Raw genomic sequence first — 17060 nt, forward strand, 5'->3', positions numbered from 1 at the left:
CTTTTTTTATTTTTCGAGATAATCTAGCGCATCTTGAATTGTCTTTACAGGTACAATTTTCATATCTGTATTCAACTTTTTAGCTGCCGCAAGTGCATCTGTGTAGTTATTTGTTGTACCAGAAGCCTTTGTCTGTTCTTCCGTTTCATCTGGGCAAAGGAAAATTTTTGCGCCCGCATTACTTGCTGTAGCAACTTTTTTATCAACGCCACCTATTTGCCCGATGCTGCCATCCTCATTGATCGTTCCAGTACCTGCAATTTCGCGTCCTTGACGTAAATCTTTGCCTGTAATTTGGCTATATATTTCCAAGGTAAACATCATACCAGCACTTGGCCCGCCAATACTTCCAGCATCGATTTTAACTTTAGGGTCTGTCACAACCTGGGTATGATCTACTAAACCAATACCAATCCCTGTTTTACCATTACTCAACTTAATGTACTTACCTGTGGCTTCATGATTACTGCCATCCACACGTGTATATTTGATGGTAACGCTATCCCCAACTTTTTGTTGCGATACATAATCAATCATCTCAGTTGAAGATTTGAAAGTATGTCCATTAACTGCCGTTATCGTATCTGAAAGTTGTAAGGCATTTTTAAAGGTTGAATCCTCAGTGATGCTCAAAACATAAACACCTTGATACTTCATCTCATAAGGTTTCCCTGCCAACTTAAAGGCCTGATAAATAGCCGTGTTTTGCGCTGTCTGCATATAAAACTGGTTGACCAAGTCAAATTGCTGATTGGTCATTCCACCCGTCATCTCTTCACTACTCACAACAGTGGCAAAAGAGTTCGACTTGGAATAAAGCATACTTGCTGCATTGGCGCGAACCATTTCAACTGTCGTTAAATAAAAGTTGCCTTTATGTTCGTCTTTTTTCCCTGCAACATCAACCATTTGGTTAACTGGAATGGTTCCTCCTGGCTGCTCGATATAGTAAGGTAAGGGGAAGAATAAACCCACTACAATAAGAAGCGGTAGCGCGATGGCAAAGAATAGCTTTAGTTTTTTATGCTTTTTTATTTTTTCATTTTTCATGTGCTTTTTTCTCATTCAATGTTTCAATAACATTTGCAGGTAACCATCGACTTAGGTCTTGACCAAAATGATAAAGTTCACGCATTCGGGTAGAACTAATATTTTCGAGTTCTGGTTTTGCAGTCAGTAGGATGGTTTCGATCCCTGTCATTTCACGGTTAAAGTAAATCATATTTTTCTCATAGTCTAAATCAGCCGCATTGCGAACGGACCGAACAAGCGCTGTTACCTCAAGTTTCTCCGCAATATTTACTGTCAGATCACTCGCATGTGCAATGACTGACACATTGGTTAATTGTAAATCTGCTAAGGCTGTTTCGATTAGAGCTACACGTTCTTCTAGACTGAACAAAGGATTTTTAGCTTCATTTTTAAAAATACCGATATAAAGCTTATCAAAAAGCTTACTGGCACGTTCAATGATATCAAGATGGCCTTTTGTGACCGGGTCAAAAGTGCCCGTAAATAAACCGATTTTATCTTTCATAGATGGTTACCTTTGAAATTCCATATACTTTTTCTTTACTTAACGACAAGTGACCGATATTTTCCGGAAGTGTGACCTCCTTATCCGTCTCACAAACCACGACAGCATCATCTGCCAACAAGTTTTTTTTCTGCATTTCTTCTAGGTTAGCAACAATACTTTCTTTCGCATAAGGTGGGTCTAATAAAACTAAGTTGAACTGTCCAGAAAGATTAGCCAAAGCACGTTCTGCTGGCATTTTAAGAAGTTGAAACTTTTTCTCTTCCTTGGTCATCTTAATATTTTCTGCAATCACCAGCTGTGCTGAACGGTCTTTTTCAACCATTACAGCATTGTCCATCCCACGTGATACAGCTTCTATAGCAAGCGAACCCGAACCTGAGAATAAATCCAGAACTCGTCCACCTTCAAAATATGGACCAATCATATTAAAAATTGCTCCTTTAACTTTGTCTGTCGTTGGACGTGTTGTTTTTCCTGCCAATGTTTTCAGTGGTCTACCACCATAATTTCCTGCTACAACTCTCATTGTTCTATTATAGCACACTGTGTCTTCTTCGCCCACAAGCATCAAAAAAACCACAGTTCAATGATGTACTGTGGTTTTTGTTTTTATCTCATTTTTGATTAAAGACGTGCGTTCAATTCAGCACTCAATTCTTCAAATCCTGGTTTGCCAAGAAGTGCAAACATGTTACGTTTGTAAGCTTCAACACCTGGTTGGTCAAATGGATTGATACCATTCAAGTAGCCTGAGATCGCAATTGCAAGCTCAAAGAAGTAGATAGTGTAACCTAAAGTGAATTCATCTTGCTCAGGCAAAGTAACGATCATATTTGGAACGTCACCATCTGTGTGTGCAAGGAGAACACCGTCAGCTGCTTTTTTGTTGACAAAGTCAACATCTTTACCTTGCAAGTAGCCAAGACCATCAAGATCTGCTTCAAGTTCAGGAATGTTAATGTTCTTACGTGGTTTTTCAACACGAATAGCTGTTTCAAATACAGAACGTGTACCTTCTTGGATAAATTGACCCAATGAGTGTAAGTCTGTTGAGAAGTTTGCTGATGTTGGATAAATACCTTTTTGATCTTTGCCTTCAGATTCACCTGCCAACTGTTTCCACCATTCTGAGAAGTATTGCAATGATGGCTCATAGTTAATCAAGATTTCTGAAAGTTTACCTTTGCGGTAAAGGATATTACGAAGCGCTGCATAAGCATAAGCATCATTTTCACGTACGTCTGTGGCTGTATATTCTTTGCGCGCTGCGTTAGCACCTTCCATAAGAGCTGTAATATCAGCACCTGATGCTGCGATAGGCAAGAGACCAACAGCTGTCAAAACTGAAAAACGTCCACCAACTGAATCCGGCACAACAAAAGTATCCCAGTTGTTTGCATCAGCATTAACTTTAACGGCACCTTTTTCTTTATCTGTTGTTGCATAGATACGTTTATTTGCTTCTTCACGGCCATATTTTTTAACCAAAAGTTCTTCAAAGACACGGAAAGCAATTGCTGGTTCAGTTGTTGTTCCTGATTTAGAGATAACATTAACAGAGAAATCTTTATCTGCCACATATTCTACCAAGTCTGAAAGATAGCTTGAAGAAATTGAATTTCCTGCATAAAGAATTTGTGGTGCTTTACGTTCTTCTTTTGATTGAAGATTAACAAAGCTGTTGTTCAAGAAGTCAATTGCAGCGCGGGCACCAAGGTATGAACCACCGATACCGATAACAATAAGAACTTCTGAGTCAGATTGAATTTTGCTTGCTGCTTTTTGAATGCGTGCAAATTCTTCTTTATCATAGTCTTCTGGAAGATCTAACCAACCGATGAAGTCAGAACCAGCACCGGTTCCTTCACGAAGAAGTTTATCTGCGCCATCAACTTGCCATTGAATTTCGTCAAGTTCTTTATCAGCTACAAATGGTTTCAATTTAGAATAGTCAAATTTAATATGTGCCATCTTATATCTCTCCTTAGAGTTTTTTTCTTTGTTTATTTTATCACTTTTCCATAGGTTTAACAAGAAATGAAAATTTAAGATATTGTAAACCTATCTATACCAAAAAGAAAAAGTTCCCACAATTAGGAACTTTTCCACGTCTCATAAACTATTTTTGTAACTCTTCAATACGGGCTTGTGTGCTTTCAAACTTCTCTTGATAGTCTGCTAATTTAGCACGTTCTTTATCTACAACTTCTGCTTTGGCATTTGCCACAAATTTTTCATTAGAAAGCTTACGGTTAACCATATCGAGTTCTTTCTGCCATTTGTCTAGTTCTTTATTGAGACGAGCAATTTCTTCCTCGATATTAATCAAGCCTGCTAATGGAAGGTAGATTTCCGCACCAGTAACAACTGCTGACATGGCTTGTTCTGGTGCTGCCACATCCGCTGCAATAGTTAACTCGCTTGGATTAGTGAAACGTCTGATATAAGGCGCTACCTTGTTCAGGAAGGTTTCTTTGTCTGATTTGATCATCATTGGCACGGCTTTTGATAAAGGCGTATTCACTTCCGCACGAATATTACGTACAGCGGTAATGATTTCAATGAGCATGGCAACTCCATCTCCAGCTTCTGCATCATCAAATTCTGGACGTACTTCTGGATATTCAGTCACCACAATAGATTTGCCTTCAGCTGTCGGAAGTTTTTCGAAGATTTCTTCTGTGAAGAAAGGCATGATTGGGTGTAGCAGACGAAGCACTTGATCAAGGAGATGCACAAGTACTGAACGTGTGACGTCTTTTTCTGCTTCATCATCGCCAAACATTACTTCTTTAGTCAACTCAAGATACCAGTTGGCAAACTCATCCCAAATGAAATTATACAGAATATGACCTGCAACACCAAACTCAAATTTATCCATTTGTTCCGTAACACGCGCAATTGTATCGTTCAAACGTGTGAGAATCCAGCGATCGGTAACATTACCTGCTGTTTTCGCTGCCACTTGGTCAAGATGAGTAGAAATTTCTTCTGCTGTGATATCTCCTGCATTCATCAGGATATAGCGTGAAACATTCCATATCTTATTGATGAAATTCCAAGCTGCATCCATTTTGTCGTAGCTGAAACGCACATCTTGTCCAGGAGCTGAACCATTGGACAAGAACCAACGCAAAGCATCGGCACCATATTTTTCAATCACATCCATTGGGTCAATACCATTCCCCAAAGATTTGGACATCTTGCGTCCCTCTTCATCACGAATCAAACCGTGGATAAGTACATTATTAAATGGTGCTTTTCCTGTAAACTCAAGTGATTGGAAAATCATACGCGAAACCCAGAAGAAGATGATGTCATAGCCCGTAACCAAGGTCGATGTAGGGAAGTAACGTTGGAAGTCTTCTGCCTTTTCATCCGGCCAGCCCATAGTTGAGAAAGGCCATAAGGCTGAAGAGAACCATGTATCAAGTACGTCTTCATCTTGAACCCAACCTTCACCTTCTGGGGCTTCCTCGCCAACATACATTTCGCCAGCTTCGTTGTACCATGCAGGAATTTGATGTCCCCACCAAAGTTGGCGTGAAATAACCCAGTCGTGTACATTTTCCATCCATTGGAGGAAAGTGTCGTTAAAACGTGGAGGATAAAACTCAACCGCATCTTCTGTTTTTTGATTTGCGATTGCATTTTTAGCCAGCTCTTCCATCTTAACGAACCATTGTGTCGATAAGCGAGGCTCAACCATCACACCTGTACGTTCTGAGTGCCCAACGGAGTGCATCATTTTCTCAACTTTAACTAAGTTGCCGAGCTCATCTAATTTTTTAATGATAGCTTCGCGGGCCTCAAAACGATCCATACCATTAAATTCGCCTGTGAGCTCGTTCATTGTACCGTCAGCATTCATTACATTAACTTGTGGCAAGTTATGACGTTGACCAACCAAGAAGTCGTTAGGATCATGGGCAGGGGTAATTTTAACCACACCTGTCCCTTTTTCCATATCTGCGTGTTCGTCACCAACAATAGGAATTTCTTTGTTAATGATAGGGAGAATAACACTTTGACCAATGTATTTGGCATAACGTTCATCTGCTGGGTTAACAGCAACAGCAGTGTCTCCAAAGAAAGTTTCTGGACGCGTTGTCGCTACTTCAAGTGCACCTGAACCATCCGCCAAAGGATAAGTTATGTGATAGAAGGCACCTTCGACATCCTTATGGATAACTTCAATATCAGAGAGCGCAGTCATGGCCTTTGGATCCCAGTTAATGATAAACTCACCACGGTAAATCCAGCCCTTTTTGTAAAGTTGAACAAAAACTTTGCGGACTGCAGCAGACAAACCTTCGTCTAGAGTAAAACGTTCACGGTTATAATCAACAGAGATACCCATTTTACCCCATTGTTCTTTGATGGTTGAGGCATATTCGTCTTTCCATTCCCAAACCTTGTCTAAGAATTTCTCACGGCCTAAATCATAACGGGAAATACCATCTTCAGCTAAACGTGCTTCCACTTTGGCTTGCGTTGCAATTCCTGCATGGTCCATACCTGGCAACCAGAGGGTATCGAAACCTTGCATACGTTTTTGACGGATGATAATATCTTGCAAGGTTGTATCCCAAGCATGTCCTAAATGGAGCTTCCCTGTTACGTTTGGTGGTGGGATAACGATACTATAGGGTTTTGCTTTTTTGTCCCCTGAAGGGGCAAAAACACCTTGTTCGAGCCATTTTTCATAGCGCCCTGCTTCGACTTCAGCAGGATTAAATTTTGTTGATAATTCTTCTGTCATTTATTTTTCCTTTCGGTATGAAAACAGTTAATAATGTCGAGGGAGAAGTTCAAGAGTATGTCAATAAAAAAATACCGCACCTAAACATCCAAAATAGGACGCTCACGCGCGGTACCACCTAAATTCCTGCCTTTTTTAAAGCAGACACTTAATTTTATTTAACTGACCACAATGCAACCTTCACAAGTTTCATCTGAAATCTCACAGCGACCGATTTCTCTCTCAAAGACTAGACTTGTTACTCCTCATTTAGTGTTTTTATTCTATCAGATTTGTCAGTTTTTTGCAAGGTCGCTCAGCGTTCTTTGATTATTTCTAAGAAATGCTCTAAACCTTCTATTTTTTGCATTTGTCGATTACAGTTCACACTATCAACACAGATATATGTTCCGTTCTTAGTATAGGTACCATCAGAACCTCTTTTAGTGGTTGCTAAAAACTGTGTCACTTGGCTTGTTTTTTGACAAATCGCACAGATATTTTTTATACTTCCAGAAGTCGTCCCATAAAAACCTCGTCCGTCACTTGTCACGATATATTTTCGCTGACTGGAAATTTCATTCCAAGCAAAATAGGTGATTTCTTTCATGTCCCAAGATGCTTGCGCTGGAACTTTAAGCTTTTTAACCTTCTTAAAAATCTTTTTAATCTGACTTTCAGATGGTAAAGCAAAAGGTTCAACTAAATTCTTTAAATGGAGCAAATCTCGTTCTGCTTGCTCTTTAGTTGTTTTACTGTCAGCAATTCTCTCTAAAAAGTCCCCGACTTCTTTTGCTTTCGAGAGCTCTTCTATTTCAGCTACAGTTTGAGCATAAACTGCTTCTACCGTGGCTTTATCATTAACCGAATGGTAGACATTGATGAGGTCAAAGGTAAGGTATTTTATTCTGTTGTATTCGTATGCTTTCATTTTTTCTCCTTAACTATCCGCTAAGTGAGAATATTGTTAACTTAGCGGTAAACTTACGCGAGAGCAGTTACTCGCACTTGTTTACCAACCATAGGATTTAATTTCATAAAACCCTCCTTATTACTTAAAAAGTTTTGGTACCTAAGTCTGGTACGTCGTGGAAATCTTTACCTGCTTTATAGTTTTCAAATTTCCCTTGAATAAATTGATAGGCATCGAGACGACTTTCATAACGAATAGCTGCTTCTTTTGCTTCAATTTTTTTATCTTCATGCGCAATTTTTTCTGCGGCTTTCATTGCAATTTCTGAAAGTTGAACCTGTTGGTCCACCCACTCACTAAAATCTTTTAAAAATTTTTCTTTATATTCCATTTTTATTCTCTTTTTGGTTTGATTAAATGATAACTGTTCTCAATCATCTGTTTCGCTTACTTCTCTGAAACGTCACCACCAAAATGAATATCATTCCAGTGCGTTTTATTCATGTGCCAAGCTGGTCGTATTGAGACAAAAGATTCACGCAGTTCCTCATTGACTGAAGGTAAACCTTTGACAGCCAAAACAAGCTCGCCTTCACGCTCCGAGATGTAGACAAAAGATTTTTTATTTTTTAGATGCTTCACTACAATCGTCGCTGGCCCTTTTTCCAACTTTGCAAAAGGTGTATCTGCAAAAGTTGGACCAAGCGCTAAGCAAAACTCTAGCCAGTTTTCTTTATCCATCTTATTCTCCTAAAAGGAGTTGATAAGCGAAGCGATCTCCTTCGTAGAAAACCATGCCGCGCTTTTCAAAGCCCTCACGTTCAAAGACTGCCTGCATCACTGCATTAGCTGGATGCGTATCCACGCGGAAGTCCTTATATCCGCGTGCTTGCATCAGAGTAAAGATGTTTGAAAAAAGATATTTTGTCAGACCCAGACCACGGTATTGGTCAGACAGTGCTAAACAATGGACAGTGACATAGTCTAAGCTATCATTTAACCACTCACCGTTATAAATTTTCGTATATTGCGTATCTTCGCCAGTAATGATCGCGCAAAAGCCTGCAACTTTTTCATCTACAATCAGAACGTAACCTACAGCTTTGTGAAGAAAATTTTCAATATCACTTTGTGCGGGGTACTCTGCTTGCCATTGATCGCTGCCTGATTTGCCCAGAAATTCACGCGCCTGAGCAATAATCGGCATAATAGCTACGATATCTGCTGTGGTTGCCTTTCTTAAATAAATCATGTTTTTTCTCCCCGCTCAAACTAAAAGCACTATTTTATTTTATTTTCTTTTTCTACGTGGCTTGTCATATTGTTGCTTTGGTTTTTCCGCACGGAAAGGTGCTGCCAAAGGTTGGGCAAGTTTACGCATTTTCACTACCGCTTCAGTACGCGCTGTATGTGGGAACATGTCGACAGATTGGATATATTCGATGCTGTAAAATTGCGAAAGAATCACTAAGTCTTTTGCCAATGTTGAAACATTACAAGACACGTAAACCAGTTTTTCTGGTGTATAAGTGGTGATTGTTTCCAACAAAGCATCATCCAATCCTGTACGCGGTGGATCAACGATAAGGGCTGTGGCTCTATGGCCTGACTTATACCAGTTAGGAATGATACGCTCCGCCTTACCTACTTCATAGTGACAGTTTTTAAAGCCAAGACGTTTTGCATTGATTTTAGCATCTGCGATAGATTCTGGCGTAATATCCATTCCGTGGACAGATTTTACTTTCTTGGCCACACCAAAACCGATTGTCCCAACGCCACAGTAGGCATCAATCACACGGTCATCTTTTTTCGGATTTAGCGCACGTACAGCTTCACCATAGAGCACATTAGCTTGTTCTGAATTGAGTTGATAAAAAGCACGTGGTGACAACTCAAAGTCATAATCCAAAACGCCTTCGGTAATCGTTTCTTTTTCCGCAAAAAGCATCTGTGTACGGTCACCATAAATTTCGCTGGTTTTCTTCGGATGGAAGTTGGCTGATACAGAAACAATCTCTTGGAACTCTTCCGTCAAGTCAGATAAAATATTATCCATCTTCACCAAGTCTTTGCGTTGACGTTTTGAGAGCTCTTCACGTGGGGCAGGCCAAACCTGTCCATCTAGACTAATGCGTGCAGATGTCACGAAAATAATTTGGACTTCACCTTTTTTTTGGCTGCGTCGCGCAACGATGGTGCGAATCCCCATGACTTTACGCTCATCATAAACAGGTAAATTGTATTTTTCAATCAAACGGCAGATACGATTAGCGATATTTTGAATGACTTCGTCTTGAACCAAGCAATTCTCTAAATTCACCAAATGGTGTGTGCCTTCTTTGTACAATCCAGCAATGACATCGCCATTGTTTAGACGACGCACTTGAAATTGCAACTTATTACGGTAACGCAAAGGATTTTCCATACCAAGTGTTGGCAGAAGTTCGTACTTCTTCCAACCTGTTGGACGGTATTTTTCAAGTGCTTGACGGAGCAAATCACGCTTAAACTCTAATTGTTGCGGATAAGCAAGATGCATGATGTGTGAGCCGCTCAGCTCATGGTAAACACGATCTTCAGGCTTAACACGGTATTTTGACTTTTTATTTATCTTGACAACTTTTGCGCGTGAAAAATTGCGGGCATTTTCTGTAATTTCTGCCAAAATTTCTTCTGTAGGCAGTGCATAAGGCACAAATACCAAGCGCCCATGATAAGAGGCGATTCCTTCGCCATTGATACCCATACGCTCGATATTGAGTGGGATTTTTTGTCCAATTTTCAGATTAATCATATTCCAATTTTAACATAATTTCCCTATAATTGGACCACTAAAATCCAAGGATTCTCCTAATTGTAAAGAAAAATCCCAGTACCTTCACTGGAATTTTTTTCTATTCATGTAATTCTATTGGCAATTCATCAGGATCATAGAAGAAAACCATCTTTTTATTGGTAATCTCATCCACGCGCAGTTCTTCAACTTTAATTCCTTGATCCGATAAATAAGCCATGTCTGCTTCAATATCATCGGTCTGTATTGCCAAATGGCGTAAACCTTTCGCCTCTGGATAGGAGACACGCTCAGGCGCATTAATTTTAATGAAGAGCTCTATTTCCGTACTGTCATTCATTTGAAGATCGATTTTCACATCCCCTTTATCCGGACGATGGCTTTCTCTGATTACTGGAAATCCCAGAATATCTACATAAAAGTGTCGTGATTTTTCGTAATCACTCCCTATAATAGCGATATGATGTATGCTCTTAAAATTTGGTGTATACATGTTTCCCTCTATCTTATCTTCTAACTCTTAAGGCTTAAGCTCATCTTCTTCCAAGATGCAGACTTCTTCTCCTTGAGCTTTGAGATTACGGACGTGATCTTCCCCCCAAGAACAAAGATTATCTAAAATGTTATTCAAGCTTTCACCATATGGGCTAAGCGAATATTCAACTTTTGGCGGCACTTGATTGTAAACGGTGCGGACAATGATATTATCCAGCTCTAATTCACGTAATTGTTGTGTAAGCATTTTTTGACTGATCCCTGGAATACTTCGTTTAAGTTCCCCTGGACGGCGGGGTTGGTGTCTGAGGTTACACAAAATGATAGATTTCCATTTTCCACCAATGACGTCCATTGTGGCTTCTACACCTATGTTATAAGTTTTTTCCAAAAAAATTTCCTTTCTAAATCCTTTATTTCAAACAAAACTAACTTTTTTGTATGTATATGACAAAAAAGTAGGTACTATTCAACAAGTTATTTTTATTATATACTATTTTTTGTCAAAAGAAAACCTAAGGAGAAAAGACAATGAAACTTAACAATACAACACATATCCCCGAATTAGGATTAGGCGTTTTCCAAATCTCAAATGAGGAAACTGCTGAAGTCGTAAAAAACGGAATCATCAATGGCTATCGTTTGATCGATACCGCCCAAATTTATGGTAACGAAGAAGGCACAGGACAAGGGATCAAGGCTGGCCTTGAAGACACAAATCTTACACGCGAAGATCTCTTCATCACATCAAAACTATGGGGCAGCAACCTTTCTTATGAGGAAACCATTCAAAGCTTTGAAACAAGTTTAGAAAAATTAGGTCTGGATTACCTTGATCTTTATCTCATTCACTGGCCAGGTACTGATTATGGGTTTGAAGCTTCTTGGAAAGCTATGGAAGACCTCTACAAAGACGGACGTATCAAAGCTATTGGTGTAAGTAACTTCCAAAAACATCACTTAGAGCGTCTCTTTAGCTATGCACAAATTATCCCTGCAGTAAATCAAATCGAGCTTCACCCTAAACTTGCTCAAAAAGAACTGCATCACTTTTTAGAAGCACACGATATTAAAGTACAAGCTTGGTCACCATTGATGCAAGGACAACTGTTAGCCAATGAAACAATTAAAACAATTGCTCAGAAACACAATAAATCAACAGCACAAGTTATCCTTCGTTGGCATTTAGAGCAAGGTATTTTGGTTAACGTGAAATCTGTCAAAATAGAACGTATGCGTGCCAACCGTGATATCTTTGATTTCTCTCTGGATCAAGATGATATGGAACTCCTCAATAATCTTGATGAAAATCTTCGCGTGGGACCAGATCCAGAAACATTTAATTTTTAAAAAATAGGAAACCTTCATGAAAAAAATTTCACCAAACCTAACCTTATTGGCTTTAGCCATTAATGCCTTTGCCATAGGTTCAACAGAATTCATCAGTGTTGGTCTTATGCCGATGATTGTGAACACTTTTAATATCAATTTATCTCAAGCAGGACTTACCGTCTCTTTATATGCCTTAGGTGTGACTATTGGAGCACCTCTTCTTACGATTGTTACAGGCACATGGAATCGACGCTCATTAATGTTAGCTATTATGCTACTCTTTATCAGCGGTAATCTCTTATCTGCTTTTGCTCCAACTTTCCTCCTGCTCTTAGTTGGACGTATTTTAGCATCATTAGCACATGGTATCTTTATGTCGGTGTCAACACTTATTGCTGCAAATGTAGTTCGTCCTGAAAAACGTGCTTCTGCTATTGCTTTGATGTTTACAGGACTTACTGTAGCAACTGTTATCGGTGTGCCTTTGGGAACTTTTATCGGACAACATTCTACATGGCATATGTCCTTTATCTTCATTGCTGCAATTGGATTGATTGGATTATTAGCGAGCATCTTTTTAATTCCGACAAACCTCCCTATACCAGGCAAAGTAAACTTAAGTGGTTTTGCGAGAATTTTCCGCAATAAATACATTATGACTTCTTTCTTTATTACTGCTTTTGGTTACGGTGGTACCTTTGCTGCTTATACTTATTTAGCTCCTTTATTAGAAGATACCTTTAATTTCAGCTCAAGTACTGTTGTTGTCGTTCTGGTCGCTTACGGTATAATGGTAGCAATCGGTAATACTATCGGTGGACATTACTCAAATAAAAATATTTTACCTGTATTACTCAAAATGTTTGGTGCTTTAACTGCAAGTTTGCTTATCCTTTTTATAGCAGCACTAATGGCTTCTCAGTGGCTTGGATTACTTGCAACGCTCTTGCTGGGTTTATTTGCCTTCATGAACGTACCTGGTTTACAACTCTATGTTGTCCAACTGGCTGAAAAATTTACTCCCCAAGACATCACTCTTGTTTCAGCTTTTAATATTTCAGCTTTCAACATTGGTATTACACTGGGTTCATTTACGGGGGGCGAGGTGGCAAAAGTAAGTAGTGTTATCTATACACCACTTGCAGGGATTGTTATTGTCCTCCTTGCTATGCTTCTCATTATTGGGGCTCAAAAACAAAAAGTTGCTATCAAATAAATCACTCCAAGATAAAAAACAAAGACAACTTTAGAAAAAGCTACTAGTTCATTCGCTAGTGCTTTTTTCTTAGATCCAAAAAATCTATTTCCCCTTCATCCGATACTCTGTTATAATAAAGTTATGATAAAAATCAAGGAAATCACAAAACTCAAAAAGCTTTATAAAGTTATACTAACAGAGCCTTTTTCATATAAGGACTGGGAGGAAGTTAAAGATAAAATTTACGTCTGTGAGGATACAGTTGTAAAATATATGCTGACGAGGGATAAAGCCTTTTCTACAGCTGAGCTGGAGCAACTGTTAGCTTTTGATAATTTTGCACAAGGTAAATCTTTAGCACTTTACTTTATTTCCTTCAAAGCTCGGACATCATCAGAAGTCAAAAAATATCTCTCTGACCATAATATCCAACCAATTCAAATCGAAGCGATCATTGACAGCCTTACTAAAAATGGTCTCCTCAACGACCGAGCTTATATCGAAAGTTATATCCAGGGAAAAGTACGCACAGCAAGTGCTGGTCCTTATCAGATCAAACAGAAACTCCACCTAAAGGGGCTAGATTTACAACTTATTGATGAGGGTATAGCGCAAGTTTTTAATGAAGAAAAACAAATTGACGTGGCTGTCGCTCTTGCGGAAAAGATAGTCCACCAAAAAGCAAGTCGTCACACTCTACAGCAGCTTAAACAAAAAATCATACAAGGACTCACTGCTAAGGGTTTTTCCTATGCCATTAGCGCTATAGCTCTTGAAAGTCTAGAACTTGAAGTGGATGAAGAAAATGAGTTAGAGCTCCTTTACACTGAACTCGACAAAAGTGCCCGTAAATACAGTAGAAAATACGAAGGCTATGAGCTTAAGCAACGCATCACCCAAGCCTTAGCCCGTAAAGGATTCGACTTTAGTGATATTTCTAGCGCAATACGAGACTATGATTTTGAAGAGGAATAAATCAACTTTCTCTTTAAAAGCATTTCCCATTTTCCACCTCAAAATTGTGTTATGATATAATAAAAGCAAGACTGGAAAGCATATGACACAATCTCTCATCACACGTATCAACTCTTATTACGATAATCTCAGTAAATCTGATCAAGCCATTTCAAATTACTTGATTGAAAATATGGACACAGCTGCCCGCTTGTCCATTCAAGAATTCGCAAAAAATACTAAAGTATCTACTGCAACCATTTCGCGTTTTGCCAAAAAAATCGGTTTTGATTCATTTCAAGATTTAAAGTTAGCTATCCACAGCACCGAAAAATTTAAATCCGACAACTTTTTCAGCGAACTATCGCCAGAAGATAGCTATAAAGATATTCTTGCCAAGAATTTTACAAGTAATATTTCTTCTCTCAATGCAACATTGCAGCTGATAGAGAGCGAAACTTTGGATAAGGTTATGAATATCCTCCTATCCGCCAAAACATGTGGTTTTTTTGGTCTGGGTGGCTCTAATGCCGTTGCTTTAATTGCTTACCATAAATTTTTGCGTATGCCACTGCAAACGGTATATCATCAGGATTTTCATTATCAACAAATGTTGGCTTCTAAACTGACCGAAAAAGACTGTGCTTTTGTTATTTCACATACTGGTAAAAACAAAGATACACTGAAAATCGTTGATATTTTGAAGAGCAATCACGTTCCTGTGATTGCCATTACGTCATTTGCCAACTCAGCCTTGGTGAAAAAAAGCGACTTGGCACTTATTTCAATCGCTGAAGAAATATCTTTTCGACCTGAAGCTGTCGCTTCAACCGTCTCTCAAATTAGTCTTCTAGATGCCATCTTTTTGATGTACGGGATGAAAGCTCAGGATTCAATCGAAGATACTTTGGAAAACATTCGAGAAGTGATCAGCCAAACCCGTTTAAATTAAACTAGAAAGTTAATGATAAAGGAGGACCAAAATGGCATTTACTGAAACAAAAGGACGCTATGCAAGCTATGGAACTGTCTCTAGTATTCCTGGTGAAATCATTGACAGTTTTTGGTTCATCATTGACAATCAGCTAAAAGGCGTTATCCCGCTTGAGCCTCTTATCAATTTTGAATTACTCAACCAAAAAGGACTTCTTTCTGTGAAATTTTCACAGCCGCACAATCCTTTAACCATTACAGTTGATTTCCAATACCCTTTTAATAATTCTTGGCCTCGGCATTTCCATGCTGTTGATAATAATGGTAAAGAAACCATTATCTCTTCACAAGAACGTTAAACAAAAGTCTCCAGATAAAATTCTGGAGACTTTTTAAATTTCATAATAGACGATTTCTGGAGGAACACCAAATCTGATTGGTAAAAAGGTTAAGCCAATACCGGCATTGACAAAAAGTTTTGTATATTTCCCTAATAAGTATAGACCAGAATCATACACCTTTGAGCCATCATTACGTAAGCGCAAATTACCAAGACGAATTTGCCCACCATGACTATGTCCTGCAACGACTAAATCATATTTTTCAGGAAATTCTACTTGCAAAATCGTATCCGGCTCATGAATCATTAAAATCGAAAACTTTCCTTGCTCAGGGACCATACTAAAATTTGGTTGTCCTTCACGTAAATCATCAAGTCCGGTTAATACTACTGTTCCTGACATGAGTGATTGGTTGGTAAGTACAGTAAAACCCGCTTCCTTTAGAAAAGTTCTTATATAGTTAGCATCCCCTTCATGCGAAAAATCATGATTACCCAAAATCGCAAATTTTCCTAAGGGTGCTTCAAGTTCTGCTAAAATTTCTTTTACCTTATCAACATCATGCGCTTGCGCCCAATCGACTTTATCAAATAAGTCGCCTGTGAACAAGATCAAGTCAGGTTGTGTTTTATTTATGTGTTTTGAAAATTTAAAAAAGCGGCGTGGATGTGTGTGCCAATTAAAATGTGTATCGGTAAAGTGTGCAACTTTCAGCCCGGCTGTGTTTGAAATTTTCACTTGTCGCACACGCATTAAATGCGGTTCAACGAAAATACCATAAGCCAAAAGGCAGAAAAGTAAAATTATAATCCATGTCATTGCTTTATTTTACCATATTCAGATTTTTTATTCTTCATAATGAGATTCACGCTCCTTATTGTATCAAAGCACGTAACAAAAAAACACCCGAAGGTGCCTAGTTATTTCTTAGTTTTCGTCAGAAGCTACGAATGGCAAGAGAGCCATAACACGTGCGCGTTTGATAGCTGTAACCACTTTACGTTGGTTTTTAGCTGAAGTACCAGTTACGCGACGTGGCAAGATTTTACCACGTTCTGAGATAAAACGTTTTAAGAGTTCAGTGTCTTTATAATCAACAACTTCGATTTTGTTAGCTGCGATAAAGTCAACTTTTTTACGGCGTTTGAAGCCACCACGTTTTTGAAAAGCCATAGTGTGTTTCTCCTTATATTATTGTATGATGTTGTTGAGTAGAAAAGTCAATACGGATACCGCTTTTATACTCAACGAATAGGGCTCAGATAGACTGCCTTATACAGCTGCCTTACTTATTAGAATGGAAGATCATCATCTGAGATTTCCATTGGTGAGCCACCAAATGGATCTGCATCACGACCAAAATCAGGTGTTGAATTTCCTGCTGAGCTGTTAGAGCCAGCAAAAGGACGATTTTGTGATTGTTGTTGCTGTGGTGCAGAATATGAACCAGAGCCACCTTCACGTGCGGCACGACTTTCAAGCATTTGGAAGTTATCAGCCAATACTTCAGTCACGTAAACACGTTGACCTTCTTTGTTCTCATAATTTCGCACTTGAATACTACCTGTTACACCAATCAAGGCACCTTTTTTAGCCCAATTTGCCAAGTTTTCAGCAGATTGGCGCCAGATGACACAGTTAATGAAATCAGCTTCACGTTCGCCTTGCGCGTTTTTAAAACGACGGTTAACAGCAATCGTAAATGTAGCAACCGCAGTATTTTGCGGTGTGTATCGCAGTTCAGGGTCACGCACAACGCGTCCGACCAAAACAACATTATTAATCATGATGCTTCTCCTTTAAATTTGTCCAGCTA

General features: G+C 38.9%; 20 protein-coding genes and 1 other annotated feature. Of the genes, 5 read left to right on the forward strand and 15 right to left on the reverse strand.

The genetic code is table 11. From position 1 onward, the window contains the following. Positions 1-6 precede the first annotated feature (6 nt). The 12 genes from P3G65_RS10630 to P3G65_RS10685 form a co-directional block, all read right to left on the reverse strand. On the reverse strand, positions 7-1050 hold the full coding sequence (locus P3G65_RS10630; protein WP_019291940.1) for a SepM family pheromone-processing serine protease: 1044 nt from the start codon (positions 1048-1050) through the stop codon (positions 7-9). Next, entirely contained in the window at positions 1040-1537 is a 498-nt protein-coding gene (gene coaD / locus P3G65_RS10635; RefSeq protein ID WP_019291941.1) for a pantetheine-phosphate adenylyltransferase, read from the reverse strand. The genes P3G65_RS10630 and coaD overlap by 11 nt, the downstream gene beginning before the upstream one ends. Beyond that, entirely contained in the window at positions 1527-2066 is a 540-nt protein-coding gene (gene rsmD, locus P3G65_RS10640; RefSeq protein ID WP_019293304.1) for a 16S rRNA (guanine(966)-N(2))-methyltransferase RsmD, read from the reverse strand. Before rsmD ends, coaD begins: the two co-directional genes overlap by 11 nt. 98 nt (positions 2067-2164) lie before the next feature. Continuing rightward, positions 2165-3511: a glucose-6-phosphate isomerase gene (locus P3G65_RS10645; protein ID WP_003133148.1), complete on the reverse strand. Its 1347-nt coding sequence runs from the start codon at positions 3509-3511 to the stop codon at positions 2165-2167. 148 nt (positions 3512-3659) lie between these two features. Next, positions 3660-6302 carry a valine--tRNA ligase gene (locus P3G65_RS10650; protein ID WP_019291943.1) on the reverse strand — a complete coding sequence of 881 codons (2643 nt, stop codon included), beginning with the start codon at positions 6300-6302 and terminating at the stop codon, positions 3660-3662. Positions 6303-6393: 91 nt separating this feature from the next. Further along, positions 6394-6564, reverse strand: a binding site (T-box leader). Between the two features lie 33 nt (positions 6565-6597). Further along, on the reverse strand, positions 6598-7212 hold the full coding sequence (locus tag P3G65_RS10655) for a FusB/FusC family EF-G-binding protein (protein WP_019291944.1): 615 nt from the start codon (positions 7210-7212) through the stop codon (positions 6598-6600). A 124-nt stretch (positions 7213-7336) separates the two neighbouring features. Then, positions 7337-7585 carry a DUF1912 family protein gene (locus P3G65_RS10660; protein WP_003133144.1) on the reverse strand — a complete coding sequence of 83 codons (249 nt, stop codon included), beginning with the start codon at positions 7583-7585 and terminating at the stop codon, positions 7337-7339. A 56-nt stretch (positions 7586-7641) separates the two neighbouring features. Continuing rightward, positions 7642-7935: an MmcQ/YjbR family DNA-binding protein gene (locus P3G65_RS10665; RefSeq protein ID WP_050810940.1), complete on the reverse strand. Its 294-nt coding sequence runs from the start codon at positions 7933-7935 to the stop codon at positions 7642-7644. A 1-nt stretch (position 7936) separates the two neighbouring features. Beyond that, a complete protein-coding gene (locus P3G65_RS10670) occupies positions 7937-8446 on the reverse strand; it encodes a GNAT family N-acetyltransferase (protein ID WP_019291945.1) in 510 nt (169 codons plus the stop codon). Positions 8447-8485: 39 nt separating this feature from the next. Further along, entirely contained in the window at positions 8486-9991 is a 1506-nt protein-coding gene (gene rlmD / locus P3G65_RS10675; RefSeq protein ID WP_019291946.1) for a 23S rRNA (uracil(1939)-C(5))-methyltransferase RlmD, read from the reverse strand. Between the two features lie 100 nt (positions 9992-10091). Continuing rightward, positions 10092-10484, reverse strand: a complete 393-nt coding sequence (locus P3G65_RS10680) for a VOC family protein (RefSeq protein WP_019291947.1) — start codon at positions 10482-10484, stop codon at positions 10092-10094. 27 nt (positions 10485-10511) lie between these two features. Then, on the reverse strand, positions 10512-10877 hold the full coding sequence (locus P3G65_RS10685) for a helix-turn-helix domain-containing protein (RefSeq protein WP_019291948.1): 366 nt from the start codon (positions 10875-10877) through the stop codon (positions 10512-10514). 140 nt (positions 10878-11017) lie between these two features. Here P3G65_RS10685 and P3G65_RS10690 point away from each other — a divergent pair, with 140 nt between their 5' ends. The 5 genes from P3G65_RS10690 (at position 11018) to P3G65_RS10710 (ending at position 15262) form a co-directional block, all read left to right on the forward strand. Further along, on the forward strand, positions 11018-11836 hold the full coding sequence (locus P3G65_RS10690; RefSeq protein WP_019291949.1) for an aldo/keto reductase: 819 nt from the start codon (positions 11018-11020) through the stop codon (positions 11834-11836). Positions 11837-11852: 16 nt separating this feature from the next. Next, the gene (locus P3G65_RS10695; protein ID WP_019291950.1) at positions 11853-13034 is read left to right on the forward strand and encodes an MFS transporter; all 1182 of its coding nucleotides are present in this window, start codon (positions 11853-11855) and stop codon (positions 13032-13034) included. A gap of 123 nt (positions 13035-13157) precedes the next feature. Continuing rightward, positions 13158-13991 (forward strand): recombination regulator RecX, encoded by an 834-nt coding sequence (gene recX, locus P3G65_RS10700; protein ID WP_019291951.1) that lies wholly within the window; start codon positions 13158-13160, stop codon positions 13989-13991. Between the two features lie 82 nt (positions 13992-14073). Then, positions 14074-14922, forward strand: coding sequence for a MurR/RpiR family transcriptional regulator (locus P3G65_RS10705; RefSeq protein ID WP_019291952.1), 849 nt, complete (start codon positions 14074-14076; stop codon positions 14920-14922). Positions 14923-14953: 31 nt separating this feature from the next. Continuing rightward, the gene (locus P3G65_RS10710; RefSeq protein ID WP_019291953.1) at positions 14954-15262 is read left to right on the forward strand and encodes a DUF960 domain-containing protein; all 309 of its coding nucleotides are present in this window, start codon (positions 14954-14956) and stop codon (positions 15260-15262) included. A gap of 33 nt (positions 15263-15295) precedes the next feature. Here the strand turns inward: P3G65_RS10710 and P3G65_RS10715 are convergent, their stop codons facing one another. The 3 genes from P3G65_RS10715 to ssb form a co-directional block, all read right to left on the reverse strand. Further along, complete coding sequence (locus tag P3G65_RS10715) at positions 15296-16063, reverse strand: metallophosphoesterase (protein ID WP_040087034.1); 768 nt, start codon at positions 16061-16063, stop codon at positions 15296-15298. Between the two features lie 108 nt (positions 16064-16171). Continuing rightward, the gene (gene rpsR / locus P3G65_RS10720; protein WP_003133134.1) at positions 16172-16417 is read right to left on the reverse strand and encodes a 30S ribosomal protein S18; all 246 of its coding nucleotides are present in this window, start codon (positions 16415-16417) and stop codon (positions 16172-16174) included. A gap of 119 nt (positions 16418-16536) precedes the next feature. Further along, entirely contained in the window at positions 16537-17031 is a 495-nt protein-coding gene (ssb, locus tag P3G65_RS10725; RefSeq protein ID WP_017369521.1) for a single-stranded DNA-binding protein, read from the reverse strand. Positions 17032-17060: the final 29 nt, after the last annotated feature.

Origin of the sequence: Lactococcus sp. bn62, from assembly GCF_029492705.2 — a bacterium.
GTDB lineage: Bacteria > Bacillota > Bacilli > Lactobacillales > Streptococcaceae > Lactococcus > Lactococcus petauri.